Source organism: Bacillus sp. SRL337 (assembly GCF_984799155.1).
Genome location: NZ_OZ481793.1, coordinates 2,230,027 through 2,252,907, shown reverse-complemented (window position 1 = coordinate 2,252,907; position 22,881 = coordinate 2,230,027). Strand labels below are relative to the sequence as shown.

General features: G+C 42.6%; 22 protein-coding genes. 12 read left to right on the top strand and 10 right to left on the bottom strand.

Translation table 11 applies throughout. The features are described from left to right. The first annotated feature begins 96 nt into the window (after positions 1-96). The 4 genes from AC4E8A_RS11270 to AC4E8A_RS11255 all read left to right on the top strand — a co-directional run bounded on the left by AC4E8A_RS11270 (position 97) and on the right by AC4E8A_RS11255 (position 1,688). Positions 97-252 (top strand): hypothetical protein, encoded by a 156-nt coding sequence (locus AC4E8A_RS11270; protein ID WP_490198605.1) that lies wholly within the window; start codon positions 97-99, stop codon positions 250-252. Between the two features lie 86 nt (positions 253-338). Beyond that, entirely contained in the window at positions 339-791 is a 453-nt protein-coding gene (locus AC4E8A_RS11265; RefSeq protein ID WP_490198603.1) for a DUF1648 domain-containing protein, read from the top strand. Between the two features lie 20 nt (positions 792-811). Then, positions 812-994, top strand: a complete 183-nt coding sequence (locus AC4E8A_RS11260; RefSeq protein ID WP_490198602.1) for a hypothetical protein — start codon at positions 812-814, stop codon at positions 992-994. Between the two features lie 133 nt (positions 995-1,127). Further along, positions 1,128-1,688 (top strand): DUF421 domain-containing protein, encoded by a 561-nt coding sequence (locus AC4E8A_RS11255; RefSeq protein WP_490198600.1) that lies wholly within the window; start codon positions 1,128-1,130, stop codon positions 1,686-1,688. Here AC4E8A_RS11255 and AC4E8A_RS11250 read toward each other — a convergent pair. Both AC4E8A_RS11250 and AC4E8A_RS11245 read right to left on the bottom strand, forming a co-directional pair. Continuing rightward, on the bottom strand, positions 1,650-1,985 hold the full coding sequence (locus AC4E8A_RS11250) for a hypothetical protein (protein ID WP_490198599.1): 336 nt from the start codon (positions 1,983-1,985) through the stop codon (positions 1,650-1,652). The two genes, AC4E8A_RS11255 and AC4E8A_RS11250, sit on opposite strands and share 39 nt — an antisense overlap. 17 nt (positions 1,986-2,002) lie before the next feature. Further along, a complete protein-coding gene (locus tag AC4E8A_RS11245; protein WP_490198597.1) occupies positions 2,003-2,752 on the bottom strand; it encodes a phosphotransferase family protein in 750 nt (249 codons plus the stop codon). Positions 2,753-3,027: 275 nt separating this feature from the next. Here AC4E8A_RS11245 and helD point away from each other — a divergent pair, with 275 nt between their 5' ends. Next, positions 3,028-5,343, top strand: a complete 2,316-nt coding sequence (gene helD / locus AC4E8A_RS11240; RefSeq protein ID WP_490198596.1) for an RNA polymerase recycling motor HelD — start codon at positions 3,028-3,030, stop codon at positions 5,341-5,343. Positions 5,344-5,488: 145 nt separating this feature from the next. Here the strand turns inward: helD and AC4E8A_RS11235 are convergent, their stop codons facing one another. After that, the gene (locus AC4E8A_RS11235) at positions 5,489-5,866 is read right to left on the bottom strand and encodes a hypothetical protein (protein ID WP_490198594.1); all 378 of its coding nucleotides are present in this window, start codon (positions 5,864-5,866) and stop codon (positions 5,489-5,491) included. Between the two features lie 532 nt (positions 5,867-6,398). On the opposite strand from AC4E8A_RS11235, the gene AC4E8A_RS11230 reads away from it, so the two are divergent. The 5 genes from AC4E8A_RS11230 to AC4E8A_RS11210 all read left to right on the top strand — a co-directional run bounded on the left by AC4E8A_RS11230 (position 6,399) and on the right by AC4E8A_RS11210 (position 12,519). Further along, on the top strand, positions 6,399-7,085 hold the full coding sequence (locus AC4E8A_RS11230) for a response regulator transcription factor (protein WP_490198593.1): 687 nt from the start codon (positions 6,399-6,401) through the stop codon (positions 7,083-7,085). A 1-nt stretch (position 7,086) separates the two neighbouring features. Continuing rightward, entirely contained in the window at positions 7,087-8,106 is a 1,020-nt protein-coding gene (locus tag AC4E8A_RS11225; RefSeq protein ID WP_490198591.1) for a sensor histidine kinase, read from the top strand. Positions 8,107-8,437: 331 nt separating this feature from the next. Next, positions 8,438-9,121, top strand: a complete 684-nt coding sequence (locus AC4E8A_RS11220; protein ID WP_490198590.1) for an ABC transporter ATP-binding protein — start codon at positions 8,438-8,440, stop codon at positions 9,119-9,121. Beyond that, complete coding sequence (locus tag AC4E8A_RS11215; protein ID WP_490198589.1) at positions 9,118-11,703, top strand: ABC transporter permease; 2,586 nt, start codon at positions 9,118-9,120, stop codon at positions 11,701-11,703. Before AC4E8A_RS11220 ends, AC4E8A_RS11215 begins: the two co-directional genes overlap by 4 nt. Positions 11,704-12,324: 621 nt before the next feature. Continuing rightward, positions 12,325-12,519 carry a hypothetical protein gene (locus AC4E8A_RS11210; RefSeq protein ID WP_490198587.1) on the top strand — a complete coding sequence of 65 codons (195 nt, stop codon included), beginning with the start codon at positions 12,325-12,327 and terminating at the stop codon, positions 12,517-12,519. An 88-nt stretch (positions 12,520-12,607) separates the two neighbouring features. Here AC4E8A_RS11210 and AC4E8A_RS11205 read toward each other — a convergent pair whose 3' ends face one another. The 5 genes from AC4E8A_RS11205 to AC4E8A_RS11185 form a co-directional block, all read right to left on the bottom strand. Continuing rightward, positions 12,608-12,901, bottom strand: coding sequence for a hypothetical protein (locus AC4E8A_RS11205; RefSeq protein ID WP_490198586.1), 294 nt, complete (start codon positions 12,899-12,901; stop codon positions 12,608-12,610). 531 nt (positions 12,902-13,432) lie between these two features. Continuing rightward, positions 13,433-13,900 (bottom strand): FixH family protein, encoded by a 468-nt coding sequence (locus tag AC4E8A_RS11200; RefSeq protein WP_490198584.1) that lies wholly within the window; start codon positions 13,898-13,900, stop codon positions 13,433-13,435. Positions 13,901-13,926: 26 nt separating this feature from the next. Further along, positions 13,927-15,303: a PepSY-associated TM helix domain-containing protein gene (locus AC4E8A_RS11195; protein WP_490198583.1), complete on the bottom strand. Its 1,377-nt coding sequence runs from the start codon at positions 15,301-15,303 to the stop codon at positions 13,927-13,929. A 637-nt stretch (positions 15,304-15,940) separates the two neighbouring features. Beyond that, entirely contained in the window at positions 15,941-16,090 is a 150-nt protein-coding gene (locus tag AC4E8A_RS11190) for a hypothetical protein (RefSeq protein ID WP_490198974.1), read from the bottom strand. Between the two features lie 501 nt (positions 16,091-16,591). Beyond that, a complete protein-coding gene (locus AC4E8A_RS11185) occupies positions 16,592-17,464 on the bottom strand; it encodes a TetR/AcrR family transcriptional regulator (protein ID WP_490198581.1) in 873 nt (290 codons plus the stop codon). 469 nt (positions 17,465-17,933) lie between these two features. Here AC4E8A_RS11185 and AC4E8A_RS11180 point away from each other — a divergent pair, with 469 nt between their 5' ends. Further along, a complete protein-coding gene (locus tag AC4E8A_RS11180; RefSeq protein WP_490198579.1) occupies positions 17,934-20,996 on the top strand; it encodes an efflux RND transporter permease subunit in 3,063 nt (1,020 codons plus the stop codon). A 197-nt stretch (positions 20,997-21,193) separates the two neighbouring features. Here the strand turns inward: AC4E8A_RS11180 and AC4E8A_RS11175 are convergent, their stop codons facing one another. Continuing rightward, the gene (locus AC4E8A_RS11175; RefSeq protein ID WP_490198578.1) at positions 21,194-21,679 is read right to left on the bottom strand and encodes a DUF4825 domain-containing protein; all 486 of its coding nucleotides are present in this window, start codon (positions 21,677-21,679) and stop codon (positions 21,194-21,196) included. Positions 21,680-21,709: 30 nt separating this feature from the next. Further along, entirely contained in the window at positions 21,710-22,342 is a 633-nt protein-coding gene (locus tag AC4E8A_RS11170) for a hypothetical protein (protein ID WP_490198576.1), read from the bottom strand. A 287-nt stretch (positions 22,343-22,629) separates the two neighbouring features. Here AC4E8A_RS11170 and AC4E8A_RS11165 point away from each other — a divergent pair, with 287 nt between their 5' ends. Further along, positions 22,630-22,869 carry a hypothetical protein gene (locus AC4E8A_RS11165; RefSeq protein ID WP_490198575.1) on the top strand — a complete coding sequence of 80 codons (240 nt, stop codon included), beginning with the start codon at positions 22,630-22,632 and terminating at the stop codon, positions 22,867-22,869. The last annotated feature ends 12 nt before the right edge of the window (positions 22,870-22,881 follow it).

The following is a 22,881-nucleotide window of genomic DNA, read 5'->3' as shown; positions in this document are numbered from 1 at the left end:
CTGTCTCCATTTGCTTTTGCGATCGTTTTTTTCAGTATGGCTATTGATTCAATCGCTCTTTTGATTGAAGAAGAGCAAACATGAAGGAGTGGGTATATGAGTGATTGGGCTTTATTCGTTGGAATCTTATGCGTTGGTGTAATGATAGAGTTTGCCGTTTTAAAATTCATTAAAAAACCTAAGACCAGAGCCCTTTTTTCTGCCGGTATCTGGACGGTTGTCATGCTGATATTCATTTTCCTTTGGATTTAAATCAAGGAACTTTAAAGAAAGGGGGAAAGAATTATGGCTGATGACTGGAAGGGACCCAGGATTAAAATGTCGAAAACAAAGAGTGAGTGGGTAGGGGATATCATCGGGTACTCGTTTTTATCGGGGCGGCCATCCTCTTCATCTGGAAATGGGGATCCACCCCTGGTGAAGTACCTGCTCATTATAATGCAAGGGGAGAGGTGGATCGCTGGGGCTCAAAATGGGAGCTTCTCACTATACCGGGTATAGCTGCGTTTACAATTATCCTGATGCAGGTGTTTGAAAAGTACCCCGAAACCAATAACTATCCGGAAAGAATGAATGAATCCAATGTAAAAGAGTTCTATCTTAACAGCCGGAAAATGATCAATATCATCAAAAATCTCAGCTTGATACTTTTCGCATTGATCTTGTTTGAATCGGTTTCCATTGCGTTAGGCTGGGGGAATGGTATAGGCAAATGGTTCCTGCCGCTGACTATCTTAGGATTCGGGCTTCCGATCATCGCAGGCATCTTGAAACAAAGAAAGATTAAATAACAATTGTCGGAGTGTGAGAAATGATAGAGGATATATTATTCACCTTACTGATACCTGCGCTGATTGTCTCCGTTGCTTTGGCGATTCGAAAGCGCAGGAAAAACAATATTACCGGCGTCAGGAGTGCGTTAACGCCATTATGTTTCTTTCTTGCCGGAGTTATCAATCTATTGGCCTATTGGTTTGATTCTATGGATTCTTGAACTGGTGTATAACTGTCATGTTGTTTATTCTAGGTTCTTATTTTACAAAGTACATGCCTGATCAAAAAGTCCGGAATTAACCTTACATTCATTCCTTTTCGTTTACTTCCAGAGTAACAAGGGTATCAGAGAAATGAATTTGAGACTCCATTACAAAGGAAGTGCATCTATGTTTGATTCCATGATCTTTGACGGCTGGAAAAGTGTCTACCGTGCCTTCTTGATGTGCCTATTGGCTTACCCTTTTCTCCTATTGATTTTGAGGTTGTTCGGCAAGCGTTCCATTACACAAGTGAACCTGTTCGATTTTATCATCACCATTACATATGGAGCCACCTTATCCAGTGTCCTTACCAGCAGTACAGTCTCTTTGGCAAAAGGAGCTGTTGTTCTCCTGATGCTCACATTCCTGCAGTTCATTATCGCAAAATCAACTGCCAAATCGAAAACGATAGACCAAATCATTAAGGCTTCCCCATCTTTCCTTTACCATGATGGCCGGTTTTTCGAAAAAGAAATGCAGAAGCAGAGAATTCGCAAGGATGACGTGCGGGCGAAGGTACGGAATGAGGGAATGGGTTCCTTTGATAATATCGAAGCCATCGTTTTGGAAGGAGATGGATCCTTATCCGTCATTAAAAAAGAAAATGGCAGTTCAAAAGAGGCATTGAAGGGCGTTCAAAAGAACAGCTGAGGGGGCTGTTCTTTTTTTATGGTGCAGATTTGAAAAACTCATCAATGCATTCAACCAACACAGCATAAAAAACACACCTGCAGGAAGCAGGTTTCCTGCCAATGCAAACAGCCTTTTTGAGAGACGTTCCTTACTGAACATAGAAATGATGCTGAGGGGAATGCCGATGAAAGAGAGGGAGAGGAGCATCACAAAGACTCTTGCCGGAGTGAGGATCGTCAAAATCAAGGAAAACATAATGGCCAGTGCTAAAATATGAGCTGCCTTCGTAACGATCTTTAACTTATGTCGATCCAATTCAATCACCTGTCTCATTAGGATGAACAGCCGGTCTTAACGATTTCGATCAGTCGGTCTTCATTCTCGGAAGATACATTTTCTGATAGTCTTGCACCGGCGATGATCGGTGCCCACTCTAAAACTTCAGATCTCGAACATCCGCTTCTGTCGCAATAGAGCTTTAAGTATGTTTCGGCGATGTCCTGTGACACCTGCGAGTATAAAAAATAGGTCCTGCATACATCAGCACGGGGATCTCCGGAACTGGCGTCCACCCAATCAATTATCACCACTTCATTATCTTTCTTAATTAAATTGTACAAGTGAAAATCACCATGACAAAGCCTGTTTTCAATAGTCATGGAATCTAATTTGGATAACAAAAATGATTTCTGTTTTGAATTTAATTGCTGAGCTTCTTTGATCTGCCGTTGTAATTTTTCGTCCATGGGCTCAATGGATTTGGGAACAATCGCGTGAATCTTTTGCTGGATATCTATAGAAAGCTTTAGATACTCTTCATTGTTATCTGGTTCCTTAAAGTACAGATCTCCGAGGGTCTTTCCCTCAACGTATTCCATGAGGATGGCTTGTTTTCCTGCAATGTGGGTTACATCGAGAATTGCTGGAACTGAAAGGCCGCATGAATGCGCAACTCTCTGTTTTTCTGCTTCTCTTAAGGCTTCTGTTTCAGGCAAGTGATTGCTGAACATTTTCACTACTTTGTTCTCATGGAGAAAAATTTCTGCTGAATTCCCTTTTGCAATGGGCTTCCCTAAATTCATCTAAATTTCTCCCTGCGTTTTTTGTTTTTATTTTATCACAGGGGGAAGGAAAGGAATGAATCTTTTTCCATATGCAGGAGATAAAAAAAGAGCCGTCCGGTAGCGGACAGCTCTTTTTATGTAAAAATGACATTGAAATCGGAAGTCAAATATGATAACTTAATACAGTAAGACTCATTTTTATCCGTTTAATTATTTTATCCCAATTATAATTTTACAGCATAACAACAGATGAGTCAACACCTTTTCATAATATTTTTTAGGGAGTGGTTTGTTTGGCGAAAGAAATCGGGCTGGAGCAGAATCGATTGGATCATGTAGAGAAAATCATTACAGAGCAGATCGATAAACTGGAGGAAGAAACAGCAAAGCGGCGGAGTGAAGTTATTACTATCCGTCGAAACTTCTGGGATGAGGTCAAGGTCAATACCGATACATTTGATGATTACCTTGAGACCATCATCAGTTTGCGGCAGCAGGCACAAGATCTATCCGTCAGCCAAAGCACCCACAGGCATGCAGCAAAGACGTTATCGACGTTGAAACGGATGAAAGACTCTCCTTATTTCGGCAAAATTTCCTTTACTGAAGAAGGGGAAACCACAACAGAACAGATTTATATTGGCATAGCTTCCCTGACAGATAAGGGGGGAGAGGAATTCCTTGTCTATGATTGGCGGGCTCCGGTATCGAGTATTTATTATGATTACGGTCCCGGGCCAGCAGAATATTCCACACCCGGTGGGACTATTAAAGGCGAGCTGAATAAAAAATGGCAGTATATCATCCGCAATGGCGAACTACAGACCATGTTTGATACAAGTTTGACCATTGGAGATGAAATCTTGCAGCAAGTTCTCGGTCAAAGCACGGACAATCAAATGCATTCGATTGTCGCCACCATTCAACGGGAGCAAAATGACATTATCCGTCACGACAAAGGGAGGCTGCTGATCGTCCAGGGAGCAGCGGGCAGCGGCAAAACATCGGCTGCCATGCAGAGGATTGCCTACTTACTATATAAGTACAGAGAAAAACTGAACGCCGATCAAATCATTTTATTTTCGCCCAATACCATGTTTAACAGCTATGTCTCCAATGTCCTGCCTGAACTTGGGGAAGAAAATATGCAGCAAGTTACCTTCCAGGAGTATTTGGATCATCGCCTGAGCAAGGAATATGATCTTGAAGGCCCTTATGACCAATTGGAGTATGTGCTGACGGCCATGAACCTACCTCTATATGAAACCAGGCTGGCAAGTATTCATTACAAGGCTTCCACTGAATTCTTCGAACGGATTACGGACTATAGGGATTCGTTGGGGACCGGCGGAATGCTGTTCAAGCGAATTAAATTCAGGGGAGAGCCGATTATTACGGCTGAACAAATCCAGGATCGGTTTTACAGTCATGATACTGAACTTAAATTCCAGAACCGGCTGGAGAAATTGTCTGAATGGGTTTATAAAAGGGTGGATGAAGCAGAAAAACGGGAACTGGCCAAACCTTGGGTTGAGGAAGAAATCGAACTGCTCAGCAATGAAGAGTATCATAAGGCTGTCACCTTTTTACGGAAAAAGAGCGATGTGTCTGAGGAAGATTTTGTTGTGGACCATGATGCACTTGGCCGTTTGATTGTGCGAAAGAAGTTTAAAGGATTACGCAAACGAATTGAAAACCTGGAGTTTATTAATATTAAGGGAATATACAGACAGTTGTTTGAAAAAGGGAAACTGGAAACCCATCATGAAAGAAACGAAAACTGGACAGATATCTGCCAGTTCACAGTAAATATGCTGGATAAAGGAAAAATGCATTATGAAGATGCCACCCCTTATTTATTCTTACAAGAACTCATACTGGGTTTTCAGACAAACACATCGATCAAACATATCATTATTGATGAAGCACAGGATTACTCACCGTTTCAGTTTGAATTTCTGAAAAGGCTGTTTCCTTTTGCCAGGATGACGGTCCTTGGTGACTTCAATCAGGCCATTTTCGCTCATGCTGGTAAAAAAAATGACTTCAACATGCTGATGGACCTTTACGGATCGGACCAGGCAGAGGTTATCAACCTAACGCGCAGCTACAGATCCACCAAGCCAATCATTGACTTCACCAGCCAGCTTGTTCCTGGCACAATCACCCCTTTTGAGAGAGAAGGGCAGAAACCTGTGCTGATAGAAACAGCTAGCCATACTGAACTCCATTCCACGATTATTTCAGAGATCGGTGACATGCGGGGAAAAAACTATAATAGCATCGCGGTCATTTGTAAATCTGCAGAAGAAAGCTCCGCAGCTTTTTCGGCCTTAAAGAAAGAGGTCCCTGATCTCAAGCTTATGAAGAGCAGTTCACTTGAATACGAGCAGGGGGTGGTTGTGATACCTGCCTACTTAGCGAAAGGGATCGAATTTGATGCCGTAATCATTTATAATGCTTCAGCTGAGATATATGGCGATGAATCGCTCCGAAGATTGTTTTACACGGCCTGTACCCGGGCAATGCATCAATTGAAGTTATGTAGTGTTGGGGAGCCCAGTCCGATGTTGAAAAATATACCATCGGCTTGTCTTGTTATGATGTGAGGCACTTTACAGAATGCATAGACAGGAAATTGCGAGCCAGAACCCTGGGCTGCTTGGGGAAAAAGCTTTTAGACTGAGGACGAAAGCCAACACGCAATAACTCAGAACCACAGAATAACGCTGGGGAAGTTATCGATCCCCAGTGTTATTCTTTATATTTTATATACTCAAAGTTAGAGGTAGGAACCTCCTTCACCACATTTCCCTCTGCATCCCTATAAATCTCGAATTCCCGATAGATCTCCACGATATTGCCATCTTCCTTGAACTTTGCATCGAATACATATTCCAACTCTGCTGGTAATACATCCGCCTCATTCAATTCAGAAGATCCCCCGCCTTCAACCAACTCTTCTAAATCAGCAGGCATCAAGACTGGTTCTGCTTCTGTTTCAGCCTCTACATCCCCGGACGGCTCTGCTATGGAAGAATTCACTTCTTGAACATTATCCACTAAGCCATTAAGAAGGAGGACTGCTCCCACCGAAAGAATAATTGCCATACAAATAAGGAATTGTTTCATTGTTATGACCTCCATTTGTCATCTATTTAAAAAATATGTTTGTCCCTATAAAAAATGACTGAATTGAACAAAAGGCAGGAAAAGGAGCATAAAAAAAACGGGATCTCGCTTTTCCTGGCACCTGGCGTATTCATTGCGCAGACGTTCTTCACGAAGCACAAACTGAAGCGGATAGTAGAATTCAGTTTGTGTCTGATTGCAGGTGGGAGTGAAATCATCCCGAGCTTTAAACCTCTTCACAACCGTTGAGATAAAAACATTCCAGACATGAGACCTTCCTTATGCCGTCGATACAGCTGGGCCGAAGGGCAAACCGAGATGAAATCCCCATCCAAAATGGCTATTAAAAGGCTTCTGAAGGACATCCAGATCCACATAACGGATCCTTATTGTTGATAGATTTGTCCAATAGCATTCAAACAGAGAGAGTGTGAGGTTTGTGATAGCTGAAAAGTTCTAACTCATATTTTGACGAGAACTGCTTCTATAAAATAAGATAAAAGAAAACGAAACCAGGTTAGGGTGTTCAAAGATGAAAGTTTTATTGGTAGAGGATGACCGAACGATCGCTGCAGGTCTGGAGTACTCATTGCAGCAGGAAGAGTACGAAACAATTCTTTGTCCTGATGCCGAATCAGCAAAAGAAGCCATTAGAGGGCAGCTAAATGAAATCGATCTTTGTTTGTTTGATTTGTCTCTCCCTGATGGCAGCGGATACGAATTGTGCGAGATGGTCAAGAAGCAAGGTGATAAACCGGTTATTTTTTTAACCGCGTTTGATGATGAAGTGAATGTGGTCATGGGTCTTGATATGGGGGCAGATGATTATATTACCAAGCCGTTCCGGATACGTGAGTTGTTATCAAGGATTAAATCTGTGTTAAGGCGTTATCATATACAATCACCGCAGGCAAAACCCTACATAGATATTGAATCCATCAGGGTGAATACATCGGAAGGCAAGGTTTATAAAAACGGCGAAGAAGTTCTATTGACAGCCTTGGAGTACAGGCTGCTCCTTATTTTTGCCAATCATCTTGGCCAGATTTTGACTAGAGCCCAGCTTCTTGAACGCATTTGGGATGTGGCCGGTGATTTCGTCAACGACAATACATTGACGGTGTATATTAAGAGACTCCGCGAAAAACTGGAGGACCATCCGCAAAGCCCCGTCATCATCAAAACCGTCCGGGGCCTTGGCTACAAGGTAGGGAATTGATATGTGGCGAAACCGCGAAATTCGATGGTTTGTTCTGATCCTGGCTTTTCTAAGTTTGGCAGCAGCAGCATTGGCTTTAGCCCTGTTCCCCAGACCAATTGCTTTGTTCGTGCTGATCACCTGCCTGCTGCTGGCGGGTGCCAGTTTGATTTTTACCAGGTGGAGGTACAGGGAAATTGAAAACCTATCAAGTTACTTACGCAAAATATCGAGTGGAGACTACGAATTTGATATCCGTGATAATCATGAAGGCGAGCTGAGTATTTTAAAAAGTGACATATATAAAGTGACTTTGATGCTTTTGGAAAACCGCAGCAGCCTGGAGAAGGACAAGCATGCCTTGACCAATGCCATTTCAGATATTTCCCACCAGCTTAAAACGCCTTTGACTTCGATGATGGTCATGTCCGATTTGCTGAGTGACAATACATTGAACGAATCAAAACGGGAAGAGTTCACGCAAAATATACGTGTGCAATTGGAAAGGATTGAATGGCTGGTTTCCTCTCTATTAAAGTTATCCAAAATTGACGCAGGCACCATTGCGTTCAAAAAAGATGAAGTGTTTGTTAAAGATCTCTTGGAAAGGTCCCTGAATCCTCTTCTGATCCCAATGGAAGTCAAGGGACAGGCAGTTGAGGCGGAAGGCGATCCTGCTGTCTCCTTTAAAGGTGATTTCCACTGGACGGCTGAAGCTCTCATTAATATATTAAAAAACTGTGTCGAGCATACCCTCAATGGCGGTATTATCAGAATCGGCTATGCGGAAAATCCGCTTTATACAGAAATCCGCATCAAGGATAACGGGAATGGAATCTCTAAAGAAGACCTTCCCTATATATTCAGACGTTTTTATAAAGGGAAAAATGCAGGGGAAGACAGTGTCGGCATCGGACTCGCAATGGCTTATACCATCATCACAAGCCAGCAGGGGGATATCGAGGTCAGAAGCGATAAAGGCAATGGAACCGAGTTTTTGATTAAGTTTTATAAGCAGACCAGAGATACTGTTAGCGGTTGATGATCCCAATGCGATGAACCGATACCAGTCTTGAGCTGGGATTTTATCGTCATCAACCAGGTAATAGAGCGGGTCAAGGACATGTATGATGAAAACAGATGGAAAACTGTCTGGAAGTTGGATTTCAAGGACATCAGCTAGTAAAATTCGAAAACGGCCTTGTCACAGATTCACTGATACGCTGGCCGCCAAAAACAGAAGGATAACCGTCTGAAAGCCTGCCAAAAGCAGGCGAATCCCGAAAGTGACCAAACTGTCACTTTAGCAGTCACTTGAAAGTCATATTAGACAGATATACTGAGGTCAACATCGAAAATATGGAGGTTATACAATGAGTATTTTACAAATAGAAAATCTGTCTAAGGTTTATGGCAAAGGGGAAACGGCGGTCAAAGCACTGGATGATGTTTCGTTTTCCGTGAAGAAAGGGGAGTTTGTTGCCATCATCGGACCCTCGGGATCTGGGAAATCCACACTGCTTCATATGCTCGGTGGTGTCGATCGTCCGACCAGTGGGAAGGTCCTTATCGACAACACGGATATTTATCAATTGAACGAAACCCAGCTGGCGATTTTCAGAAGAAGGCAGATTGGATTGATTTATCAATTTTATAACTTGATCCCAATCCTGACCGTGGAAGAGAATATTACACTGCCTATGCTGCTGGACCAGCATAAAGTGGGTGACAAGCAGCTTAAAGACATCGTTTCAGTATTGGGTCTCGACAAGCGGTTGAACCACCTCCCGAATCAGCTATCCGGCGGCCAGCAGCAGCGTGTGTCAATTGGAAGGGCCTTGATCAGTAATCCTGCGATCATTCTGGCGGATGAGCCTACAGGTAACCTTGACAGCAAGAACAGTGGAGAAATCATTGAACTGTTGAAAATGTTCAACAAAACCTATAGCCAGACACTGATAATCATTACACATGATGAGCGAATTGCTCTGCAGGCTGACCGGGTGATTGAAATCGATGACGGACGAATCAGCAAGGACGAGGTGATTCGTCCATGAACATCATCAACAAACTGACTCTGCGTCATATGAAGGAAAACAAAAGGAGAACACTCGTCACGATTATTGGTGTCATCATTTCAGTGGCGATGGTGACCGCCGTTGCTACTCTCGGTGTCTCATTTCTTGATTTGATGAAGAGACAAAGCATTGCAACGGATGGAGAATGGCATGTTCAATACAAGGATGTCAGCCCCAGTCAAATCGAAGCCATTTCAAAGGATGAAAACACCGCAAAATTGGTGCTGTCCAAGAATCTTGGCTATGCCCGGCTTCCAGAGACGGATAATGAGGAAAAGCCGTATTTGTTCATAAAGGAATACAGTGAACAAGGATTCAAGCAATTTCCGGTGGAACTAACTGATGGCCGGCTACCTGAAGCGGTAAATGAAGTGGTTATCTCAAACCATCTGATAGAGGATTCAACCAATACGTATAAGGTTGGCGATGAAATTTCACTGGAAATCGGAAACCGTTACACGGAGGATGTCCCGGAGCCGTTAGGACAGACTGACAGTCTTCAAAGAGACGAGAATGGTGTAACGGAGGAGCTGCAGGTTGAATCCACCGGAACCTACAATGTGGTCGGTGTCATTGAACGCCCGACATGGGAACCAATGTGGTCACCTGGCTACACGATGATTAGTTATATCGATCAAGAGTCTTTAGCTGAGACTGAGACAGTCGATGCCATCGTGGCAGTTAAGGATATAAAAGGAACCATTTTTAAGGAAGCAGAAAAGCTGGCAAAGGATAATAACATTGCTGAGATCAGTTTTAACAATGATTTACTCAGGTTCTATGGAATTACCAATAACGATAATCTGCGGCTTACACTGTTTTCTTTGGCTGGCATCATTATGGCTGTCATCATCATTGGTTCGATTTCCTTAATTTATAACGCATTTGCTATCAGTGTTTCTGAGCGGGCAAGGCATTTAGGGATGCTGTCGAGTGTCGGGGCAACAAAGAAACAGAAGCGTAATTCTGTCTTTTTTGAAGGAGCTGTCATCGGGTTGATCAGTATTCCGATTGGCATAATAGCCGGTATTGTTGGGATTGGCGCAACCTTTCTATTCATTAATTCCTTTGTCTCCGATGCGTTAGGGACTACCGAAAAACTAGGTGTCGTCGTCACACCTGCCTCAATCCTGGTTGCCTGTGCCATATCCATCGGGACGATTTTTGTTTCTACGTTTATCCCATCGCGGAAAGCTTCCAAAGTATCAGCGATTGATGCAATCAGGCAAACACAAGATATTAAGCTATCCCGTAAAAAGGTAAAGACTTCGAAGCTGGTCAGAAAAATTTTCGGCCTGGAAGCAGAAATCGGCTTGAAGAATGTCAAAAGAAACCGAAAAAGATACTATGCCACTCTGTTTTCACTCGTCATCAGCATCATTCTTTTCTTATCGGTCTCGTTTTTTACAGATAGTCTCGGAAGGTCGATTGAAATGTATCAAGACACACTGAATTATGATATTATGGTTTCCGGCAAAAATGGAGACATCACTGAGCTAGAAGCGTTAACAGGCATCGATACTGTAACGAACCATAGTATACAGAAACGGGTGCAGCTTACTTCGCTTGTGGAAGAGGATCAATTCCCTGACGATCTCAAAGAGTTGATCGAGAGAGAAAACATTGAACTTGAAGATGGCAAGTATCAATATTATGTGAACTTGTACGGGATGGATGAAGCTAGTTTTCAAGACTATGCTGAAAAGGCCGGAACCGAAGCAGGGAACTATAATAACGAAAAAAAACCGACAGCCATCCTTATAGAGGATATAACTTATCAAGATTATGAGTCATCCAAATTCATTGAGTCAAAATCCATTCATTCAGAACCTGGAGAAAAACTTCAACTGATTTACACTAACTATGAAACGAATGAGACGAGGAATTTAGAGGATATAACAATCGGTGCTCTAACCGACCAGGTGCCAACCGGGATTCAGACGGCTATGCTCGGGGGCTTTGATGTAATAGTTTCGATGGAAACCTTTAACCACCTTATTCCAAATTCAACGGCTGTCAACGATGTGAATTCCTATCTTTTTTTGAATAGCACAGATCCTATAAAGACACAGGAAGCGCTTGAAGAAGCGGCACCTTCATCGATGTACATCTATAATGTCTTTCAAAATAGACAGCGAGAAGAGCAGTTGGTCTTGTTCTTATCAATCTTTACGTACGGGTTCATCGCCTTGATATCTTTGATCTCGATTGCGAATATCTTCAATACGATTTCAACAAGCATTTCACTGCGTAAAAAGGAATTTGCCATGCTGAAATCAGTAGGGATGACACCAAAAGGTTTTAATAAAATGATCAACTATGAAAGTATCTTTTATGGAGTAAATTCTTTATTGTTCGGACTGCCGATCAGTTTCATCATTATGTATTTAATTCATACATCTACCAGGGAAACCTTTGAATATAAATTTATGCTGCCATGGATGGATATTTTCTTCGTGGTCGTTGCGATATTTGTCATTGTCAGCTCGGCCATGCTGTATTCGATCTCAAAGATCAGAAAAGAGAATATTATCGAAGGATTAAAGCAAGAAAATATATAAGATTTGATGGTGAGCGCTCTAAGTAGGGGCGCTCATCTTTTTAAATGAAACGGCAGTGCTTCCGTTTTCACTTTTTTAGAGATTCTGATGTAGGGGATGAATCCATCGCGTTTCACGTATTTCCAAGTTACCTGATGGAATGGTACCCATTATAACTAAGGATTCATCCACCAAAAGGACAACAGATATTAACTAATCTCATTAAAAGTTTGGAGGGAGCCATTAAACAAAGGGGCTACATGCCAAAACAGCGGCGCCGGCTCATCTTTAGAGAGAGAAAACAAGCCCCAATCTTAAATATCTCACCTTCATTTTGTTTGCCCACGCCACAATTACGAAACCACACGGAATTATCAAACCCCGCTTTATCATAATTCCAGCTAAGATCTCACACCCTTACGTATAATCCCCACAATAACAACAAAAAGTATCATAAGAAATTGAAACCTTTTACGAAAAGTCCAAGAGCTGGCAGAGGTATACTGTCTCAACAGAGAGTCCAGTTCTTTTCTATCCTGCTTACCAAGCTTATCAGCTGAATTATGCGGACATTTTTTGAGATAGGTATGAAGCAGCTGCAAAGATAACAAAGTGCCATTAAAAAAAGGAGGAAAACCTTTCATGAATTTCAGCTCCGAAGACGAGGCAATCATCAAAAAAGCATTAAAAACAGCAACTGCCCATACGGCTGATCACCATGCTGTCTTTCAATATCAAAAAGTGCTACAGAAGCTTCAGGAAAACAAAGTGGTAGAATCCCCGCTGGCTCAGCAAGACGGTTTCCGCTGCGACTATGACGACTCTGAGGAGGTTTGATTCAACGAACCCTTTAATCTTTGTTTCAAAAGAAGCCGCCTAACCGAAAGCACAAAAAGTCCCCCTATTCCAAAAGGGGGACCAATTCTTACTTATCTTCATCTTCTTTCAATTTTTCCATTTCCGCATGAGTTTGCGGGAACCCGTTTGCCTGCCATTCCTCACGGTAGGTGTGATCAAGTTCTGAAAGCCCTTTTTCTGCATCAGACTTGTCAGCATCAACACTTTCCATCTCATCGTATTTTTCACTTTGCATCAGGTTGGCATCTTCATCTACTTCGAATTTGTCACTTTTTTTCTTTTTATAAACCGCTGTGGCTAAGGCAGCGCCTCCGGCTGATACAGCGGATCTGATCAGAATGTTCTTGGTCTTTTGATTCATAAAGATTCCTCCTATAAGTTTCTTTACTACATTCATACCCTTAATAACATTCGTATCAAACTTAAATTTATATTGCGACTTACGAGGGTGTTGAAATAAAAGCAGATTATCAAGGAAAAGTAGGAAGCATATGGAAGTCACAAAGGGGTAAAAAGATATTATAAGATACCGGGGCATCTCAGTATCATGGGAACCACTCCAATCCACTGTAGAACCCCAATATCATCGACTGGTGGAGTCCATCTTTCCCTGGGTTCGGCCATCTATTTTTGTCAAGATATCGTAAGGGGATTGTGTTATTCATCTGGGAAGTGGTTGTCAATTTCCATTCCATAGCGATGGTTTATTCTTTCAGAGGCGAAAATGTAAGGGTACAAAAGATATTGAATACACGAGGGTTGTTGATTTAAAAGTAACGGGTTAAAAGCAGAACTAGTTGAACCTATACCGTTCAACCATATTGCACTCGGAGTTTCAAAATAAAAAACGTGTAATCCGCATCTGAATTACACGTTTTGAAAACAGGTTAGCTTAATGATGATGCTCTTCCACAGGGGTATCGGGTTTTGCTCCTTTTTGCAGGAATTCGAGTTCGCCCTTTGACAGCTCACCGACAATGAATTGTTTCTTCGGTATAATGATTGATCCGTCATTGGCAGCATGGACTTGGACAAAATATAGTCCGTCCTGATCGAATTGTTTTGAGATACGGTAAATCCCGCCCCCAACGGCTTCAGCTTCTTCCATAGGGAAGTGGAGGGAGCCATCCTGCTTCCACACTTCAAAATGAACATAGTCTGGGTTTTCTATTTTCCCACCATTCTGTGTTAATGCAACCTCAATGCTTTCTTCACCTGGATCGGAAAAATCTGCAGGGAGGATGATGTCTGCCTTAAGGGGCTGCTCCTTGCGATATAATTCAGCAGCCTCTTCATTAAGTGAACATGCACTTCCTACCACACTGATTCCCAAGAGGAGGAGTATGACGATTTTTTTCATATCCATTTGACTCCCTTTTTCTATAATTATGCATCCATAAACCGCTTGACCGATGGTATGCGTTGAATAATGAACCCGTCAATGACCCAGACGATGATGAGCGACAGTCCGACCAACGGAAATACGAATCCCAATGCAATCATTGTGAATAGAAAGGGTTTCTTTTTAAAAATCCGCGGACCTTTTGGTGCACCCATATCCTTTTTCGGTTTACGCTTCAGCCATAGGAAGAAGCCGCTCACAGCCACCAAAATGATGCCAAGACAGATGAATAGGCTGAACAGTTGATTGATGAAGCCAAACTGGGTCCCTTTATGAAGGGTGATTCCCAAGGCAACCAGTTTTCCCACAAAACCATAGTGATCGTATCGGTAATCTGTCAATACCGCCCCTGAATATTGATCCACATGCATCGTAATTTCATCCTGCGCTTTTGGAGGATAGGCTGAAATGGTGTACACTCCTTCTTTTTCACTTGGAATACTGATCGTGTAGCCAGGATCTATACCCTCCCGATTGGCAATGCTCATGACATCATCGATGGAGGCAGGGACGAGCCCCTCCATTTCAGACTTAGGAACCTCCAGTGTTTCTGCAGCCCAAGGTACATCTGCAACGTCTTTGGTTTGAATTGCTGAACTTGGTGCGTTTCCAGACCAAATCGTCGGGGGATAGCCGGCACCGGAATTGGTGGCCATCGTTTGAAAATGGGCTCCCCAGAAACCAGACCAGGGAAGACCTGTCATGATCAAAAACAACATCCCTGCTGATATCCAAAAAGCCGGGACTGCATGAAGATCCCTTAAGAAAGTCCTTTTTCCTTTCATAAACCTGGGGATGAACACGCCAAAGATCTTCTCTTTTTTTCGAGGAAACCATAAAATGGCCCCTGTCACGATTAAAACAACCGCCCAGCAAGCAGCTAATTCAACGATTCTGTCACCCGTTGTGCCTGCCATTAACTCACCGTGGAATTCTTCGATTTTATCCATGATCCGATCTTTATTATTTAATGACCCGATGGAACGTCCGGTATAAGGGTCCATAAAGACAGTGAGGGACTCACCATTGTCTGTGATAACTACTTCGCTGGAGCGGGATGCTTTTTCACCAGGACGGTATTTAGTAACTACTGCGTCCGGATAGAGCCGCTGTACTTCTTCGATCTGCTGTGATGCTGAGACTCTGTTTTCCTGAGGAACAACTTCAAAATAGTCCTTATATATCACTTGTTCAATCTGTGGTTTAAATAAATAGATCGAACCTGTGACCGCCAGAATCACAAGAAAGGGGGCAAAAATGATTCCGGCATAGAAATGCCATCTCCAAACCGTCCGGTAAAGAGATGAATCAGTTTGTTTCCTGTTTTGAGTGGCTGTTTTGATTTTTTTTGCAAGCTCCATACTTCTTTCTCCTTTAAAAGACAAGAATTTAAGACTTGTCCATAATAACAGGCAAATGTGAGGGAAGTATGAAGTTTTAAATTTTTTAGATAAGGTTTTCACATATACTTTCGCTCTGGGAAAAATTCCATCAGCCGGATTTCCCCTTCTGGCATCTGGGTTTCTACCCGATAAAGAAAGCAGCTCTTTTCTCGTGGTTACCAAGGTATTTCAGATGAATGAAGGTCATATTTTATGACCTCCATGTTATATAGCAACAAAGTTTGTAAATAGTGAAAGGAATTTTCATCATCCTTTTTGGAGGGATCGAAATGGAAGCAAGGATAACAGTAAAAAAACTTCATCATCAATTTGCCACTTAGCAAAATAGCCGGGACATACAGCGATGGAAAAAAAACCAACTTTCAAAATTGGATATCCATACGGGAACATAGAGAGGGTAGTTATGGACAAGATTTTAAATACTTCTTTCATCTGTAAGCGTATATGAAAAAATTCCATCAGGGACCGCTTGATTTGACCCCGGTCGATGGAAGGAAGACTTTTATAATCTCCAGTGTTTGGCTTGAATTTTCTTCTTTGATATTAGCAGCGGGCACCTATAAGAAACTAAACAAAAAAACCACTCGAAGTGGTTTTAGTCCCGATAGCCACCGGCTTCCCGGGAAGTAATATCCCCTTGACCCCGGCTGACATCCTTTTGAATTTCTTGTTTTACCTTCTGTGGATCAGTGCCGGATAGTGCCGGATTCATCACTGTGCCTTTAGCTTGATTGCCTTTCTTCATAATATCACCCCTACATTTAATTTTACCCTTTCTTATTATTGGGATATCACACCCCGGCTATCCAAGAAAATGAAAGGCGCGCCTGCAATAAGGGTGTCATATTGAAATAATTATCATAGGAGGAAAAAGAAGCAATTGGTTTCAGCTATACTCTTGGGTTGTTCCAGTTTCATTATAAAAAGGACGAAAGATTAGAGGATGAAGAACTGCTTGAACACCATTGGAACCTTTTTCCATATAGGAGAAGATCACTTCTCTTCTCATGGAGGAGACCGGGGTTACTATGTAATGCAATTCTTTGCAGAATCAAGGATACCTCACTAGCACTTTTCGAGGCAGGACCCAGGATGGTGCTCTATCGGATAAAAATCAAAAAAGGCATGGATAGAATCGTAATTGGGAACTCACAAAAAAGAAATAGCTATAAACTGGAAGTAAAAAAGCTCAGAGCAATGAAACTCTGAGCTTTTTTCAAATTGGCAGATATTCACTTTTCAAACCTCAGGAAAATAATTCACGCTCTAATTCCACTGCTTCTTTTTCAAGTTCTTTAGCATCTGCCAGCAGTTTGAACATGCCTTTGATAACCAGCTCATCTGGCTTGGATTTTCGGCATTCTTCTGAAATGCGGTCTGCAGCACGAATGTAGTCACCAGATTTCTCCGGCAATGCATCAATCTTTGCATAAAGATTTTTCCATGCTTTTTCACGTTTTTCAAAGGAGATGAAAGCACCTTCCCGGTCCATATTCACGGAAAAGGGCTGCATGATTTCGTCGTTGAGAAGAGGAGTGCTATTCCCAACAAAGAAATCATCAGCCAGTATGGAAATTTGTCTGACGATGTGTTCTCCAAGTTCTCCAGGAGACAGTCCGCTTTCCGTCGAAATGAGGAGCATCATATAGGAAGTATAGATCGACTGTGTCATCCACATAAGATCCCACTTATAAGGGGTTATCTTATCTCCATACAACTGAAGGAGGTTGTGTTCCAGCCAGCTGAATAACCTTCCTCTCATGCGGTGCTCCATCGCAGAGAGTTTGTCGCTGTTCTTAGCAGAATCGCCTCTCATATGCATCTTCATATACGATTTGTATTCCAGGATTCCTTCAAATTGGACCTGGAACTGCTTTGCCAGCCGTGCTTCTCCAGGCATATTCGCATCGAGACCCACAATATATGCGCGCTCGAACACCAGCTGCTGATAATGTTCATAGATCGATATGATTAAATCCTCTTTGGAGTGAAAAAATGAATACAACGAACCTTTCGAGATGCCGATGCTGTCGGCAATCTGCTGCATGGAAGTCTGTGAATAGCCCTGTTCGGCAAAAAGTTCAACTGCTGCTTCAAGGATTGCCTTCCGTTTATTCATCTACTTCACCTTCTTTCATTCCCATTCTAGTATAAAAGTGTAGCAAATCACATCATTATAACATACTATTCCGTCAAGTTTGGAAAATGGAGATCAGCGTTTTGGTCTTTTGGTTAGGCTGATTTCTCATAGACTGCTGCTTCGGCTCATCCAAAGAGCCGGATCTTTCTCGTGGCTACTATACATATTCTCTCTCAACAGTGAGGCAGCTCTTTTATTACCAGCATACCTGTGCACTTCAGAAGAAATTTTTTAGTCCGATTGAATTGTAGCTATGTTTTAAACAAGGGCTTTTGACCAAGATCGGGGCTGCTTTGCAAACACGGCACATTAATCCTTGACTACACCAAGATTCCATGTAAAATGACTAATGAGTCAACCAAATGAACCGCTGTTATATTAAAGTTATTAGTAACTAACGTAAGGTGATTTGACCCGTGAGTCGAAAATTATCAAAGGAGGTTTATCCATGTTAAAAGCTATTCTGAAACGGTCCAAAATCACGCTTATTTTTGCTTTGTTATCTGTGATCATTGGTGTCTTTACTTTTTTACAACTCCCACAGCGGGAAATCCCTGAAACGGAGGTCAATATCGGCACTGTATCGACTGTTTATCCAGGAGCAGCAGTTGAAACAGTCGAAAGGACTGTTACCAATCCCATTGAAGATTCCCTTCAGTCCATTGAGGGAATCAGTGAACTGAACTCTTCTTCAGCTGCAGGTTTCTCTTCTATCATTGTAGAGGTTGAGGACGGTGCAGACAAAAAAGAGGTGTTCAGCAATGTGCGCCAGGCAGTTTCAGATACTTCAACTGCCTTTCCTGAGGAAGTATTTGACACAGAAATCAAGGAGTCCACAGTCCAAATGCCGATTGTTTCTTATCAGCTGACGAGCGACAATCGTGAAAACCTTGAGGAATTAAGAAGTGAAATGGACCGGTGGAGCGATGAGGTAAAAGAGTTAACCGGTGTAGAAGGAGTGAAGGTGAAGGGACTTCCTGAAGAGGAAATCGTCATAGAGCTTCAACCCGGTTCTCTCAAAGAAGCAGGCTTAAACGCCGGCAGTGTAATGACCGCCATCAATGACGAATTTCACCCTGCTCCTTTGGGAAAACAGGAAATTGATAAAAAAGTCGTTCAATTAACTGTCGATCATTATACAACGATCGATGAGATGAATAAAGTATTTGTAGGGAAAAGCCCTCAAGGTAATTCAGTATTCTTAGGTGATATCGCCACCATAGAAATTTCTCCAAAAGAGGGAAAAGATCTGATTACCTTTGAACAAAAACCTGCTGTTTCGTTCACAGCCTTTGTCCAGTCAGGGGAAGATATCCCTTCCGTCGATAAGAGAGTCAGTGACAAGGTCGAGGAGCTTGCCGAAGGGCTTCCTGATGGAATCAAACTGGTTCCTTATTATTCTCAGGCAAACCTGGTAAATGATATATTTGATGGGCTATTTATGTCGCTGGCCATTTCAGTAGCAGCAGTAGTCATCACCACTTCTCTTGGATTAACAGGATCCGGTGCATTTGTTGTTGCGCTTGCCGTTCCGATTTCGGTACTGATGGGCTTGATTCCACTGCCCTTTGCTGAAGTGGACCTGAACCAGATATCCGTCATCGGTGCCATCATCGCACTCGGTATCCTGGTCGATGATTCAATCGTCGTGAATGATAATATACAAAGAAGATATAAGCTTGGCGATGGGGCACTCGCAGGAGCCATCACAGGGGTTAAGGAAATCTGGGTTTCCATCGTGACCTCGTCGTTTGCGATCGTGTTCACCTTCCTGCCGCTGATCTTCCTGTCAGGCGGAAACGGTGCATTCATCCGGGCATTGCCTGCCGTCTTGATTACTACCATCATCGCTTCCACTTTGGTTGCCCTGATTTTCGTACCAGTGATGCGCTATCTTTTATATAGTAAAACAAGCAAGAAAATCTCAGATTCTCCAGGTTTCTTAGGAAAACCACTTGATAAACTGGCTGATTTCTATGCAGATACCATCCTGAAGAAGTTTTCTAAAAGGCCCTTGATCACATCGATTATCGGTTTGGTATTCACAACCGCCATCTTTGGGCTAATAGTGTTAACACCTTTTGAGTTCTTCCCATCAGCTGACCGTGAAGAGGTGACGATCGATATAACTCTACCTATCGGAACGACCCTTGAAGAAACAGCTGACACTCTTAGGGAAATGGAAGTCATGTTGAAATCAGACGAAGGGGTTCATGAAACCAGTGTATTTGCAGGAACTGGACTTCCGAACCTGTTTAACAGTTCTTTATCAAATGCCGGTTCCAATACCGGGCAGATCGTTGCTCGTGTCGACCGGGAAAACCAGACGGCTCAAGGGTTGATCGATGACTGGACTGAAAAACTGCGCGGAGAATTCCCGGATGCGGAATTGTTTATGGAAACGATCCAGCAAGGGCCTCCGGCTGGTGCGCCGGTGACGGTAACTGTATCCGGTCCGGAACTGGAGAAACTTCTTGAATTAAGGGACATAATCAAGAATGATATCGACGATTTGGAAACAAATCTAGTCGTTGATAATGTAGGTGAAATGGCTTCTACTATAGAATATTCTCCAAACCGCAGGGCATTGGAGGAGAACGGGATCACTATCAATCAAATTAGTGAACAAATCCGTTTGGCTACCGAAGGGATTCCAATGAAATCCTTTGACAATGGTATCACGAAGAGGAATATGAGCATTGTGCTGGAAGGGAATGAAGAAGATGTTGACCTCTCTGCTTTGGAGCTTCCCGCAGCAAGTACTGATCCTGCAGTACCGCCAGCTTTTGTTTCACTGGATCAGCTTGTCGATGTTAAGGAAAAACAAGAAGTTCAGCAAATTCCACATAAGGACGGCGAACGCGCCATTACAATCAGGGCATTTCCGGAAAACGAAGAAGGATATGAAGCGAATGTCCAGCATATTGTCGATGAGGCGAAAGACGGGTTGGATAAGGAATACAATATAACACTGGGCGGAGAGAATGAAGCCCAGGATCGTTTCTTCTCAGAAATCATTATCTTATTCACGATCGTCATTTTCCTCGTATATCTGTTGATCGCGCTGCAATTCAACTCCTTATCACTACCATTCCTGGTGCTTGTTGCAGTTTACCTGGCCATTGCCGGAGCGATTTTGGGACTATTTATTACACAGACACCGATAAGCTTCCTTGGTGTTATGGGTATGGTTTCACTGACCGGTATTGTCGTGCGGAACTCGATAGTGCTGATTGAGTTCATTGAGCAGCGGAAAGGGGATATGGACGTTAAACAAGCCGTTATTGAAGCGGGCCGTACAAGACTGCGCCCAATCCTATTGACTGCACTGACATCCATTGTCGCGCTGATCCCTGTCGCTGTAAACGGGGATGCACTATTCACTCCACTTGCTGTCACGATCATTTCCGGAATCTTGTTTTCAGCAATCTTTACACTGTTGCTAGTACCCATGCTGTACTTGGTATTTAATCGTTTTAGAGGAAAGAGAAAACAGAAAGCAGTTTCATAAGGGTATTGGAGAGAAGGCTGCAGCCTCTCTCCTTTTTGGTTTGTAAGTTGCAGGAGAGTGATGCGGGAGACCCGCTGCTCTCACTTTGAGCTGGAAAGGCGGCGTTTGAAACCGAACATTCATTGATTGACATTTCCAGCACATATTCACTACGAAAAAGGCACGTGCCTTCAAGCGGCATATGCCCTTATATGAAACTACTCAAAAAACGACCTGACTTTTCCTTCATCTTCAAGATGACCCTGCAGAAAACTCCTCAGTTCTTCTTCACTATTGAACTCCCGTAAATTCGTTCCAAGCCAGTTTTCCAATTCTTCACGCCCCACCTTTAATTCCTCTTCAACGTAATTGAATTGAACCCAATCGGCATTTTTAACCAAAGCAAGTAGGATGCCGGCATTATAAAGAGACAGTTCACGGTAATCGGTAATGCTTTCTTCCGTTAATTCAGCAGGGGAATAGTTTAAAATAATTCCGTACGGTTCCTCCGTTGTTTGAAGCTCCAATCCTTTTAACTGTTCCCCGTCCGGTTTGGATAATGCCCTGGCTATGCTTCCAACCGCACCGCTGTCTCCTGTATAGGAATCTTTATATTGAAACAGACCTTCTGATGCAGTTTGGGAAGGTGGATTGCAGCCTGATAGGAGCGATAATGCTAAAAAACATACCATACATTTCTTCATTTTTACCCGCCTTTACAATTATTTTCGATTTTATATATCCAGTTCACTTCTTATTGTCTTTACCGTTTTTGAAAACATCAAAAGGAATGACGACATCGTTATACTGTATAAATAGGCAGCCAAATCCCATCCGATCTCCTTGCCAAATAGCGTAACAAGTATGTGTTCGTCATCAAGAAGTGAAACATACACCGTACCATCAGGTCCTGCAGCTCCGTTACTTACAACCCTGCCAAGAATAATGAAGAGAGAACAGATGATGATAATGAACCCCATCGGAAACTTTCTGGATGGAAAAAACCTTTCTCCACAAAAGGAAACAAAGAAGAAAATCAGCCAATAGATTAGTAGAAAGGCTGTCCAAAAAGGTCCAAAAGAAATCTTCAGCCCAGGTATCAAACAAATGACAGATGTGAGCACGGTCGTGATGATAAGAAAAAAGTTATACATTCGCTTGCTCCTTGGGTTTAAAAGCCATATATAAATGGCGAATAAAAACTGCATGGCCAAAACAATGGCTGCGGCAATCGTAAAGGGCTTGGATTCAAATGGAGCTGCGATACTGACAATACTGCAAAAGGAAGGGATAACTAAAAAGTACAAAGGGTGTGGTCTTGTATGTTCATTAAAATGTGGAGGTAATGGCTCACTTGCATTAGGCATGTTCCAAACTCCTTTCTTACTATAAAATACGAAGCAGATAGAAAAATAGTTTCATAACAACCAGCGGAACCTGTAACTTTCCAGAAAGGATAACGTCCAATATGTAAAAATAAGAAAAAAGGGGAGGGATCAATCTGAAAAAAACCAGATTTATAATACTTACTGCTTTACTTTTAATGACGGCAGCTTGTTCAAACGACAGCACCCTATCTACGGTATCATCTGACCCATCCGCCAAAGAATATCTGGCCGCCAATGAAAAAGCGGACATTTTCCAGTGGAAGGGTGTGATTTATCAAAAGAGCGAAAGAGAAAGCACCCAAGAATACAGCTTGGGAACCATGATAGTGAAAATAGAGAACCAAACAATGGATCACAGGGAGTTTAAAGATGGTGCTTCCAGCATTCTCCCCGTTGGAACCGAGATTTATGAAGCCGGCGGGGAAAATGCAAAGCAGGGGGAGAGAATCCTCCTTGCGGTCGTGGATGGAGTCATCATACCGTACAGCTATCAGATTGAGGGCTGATTCCTCTACAGA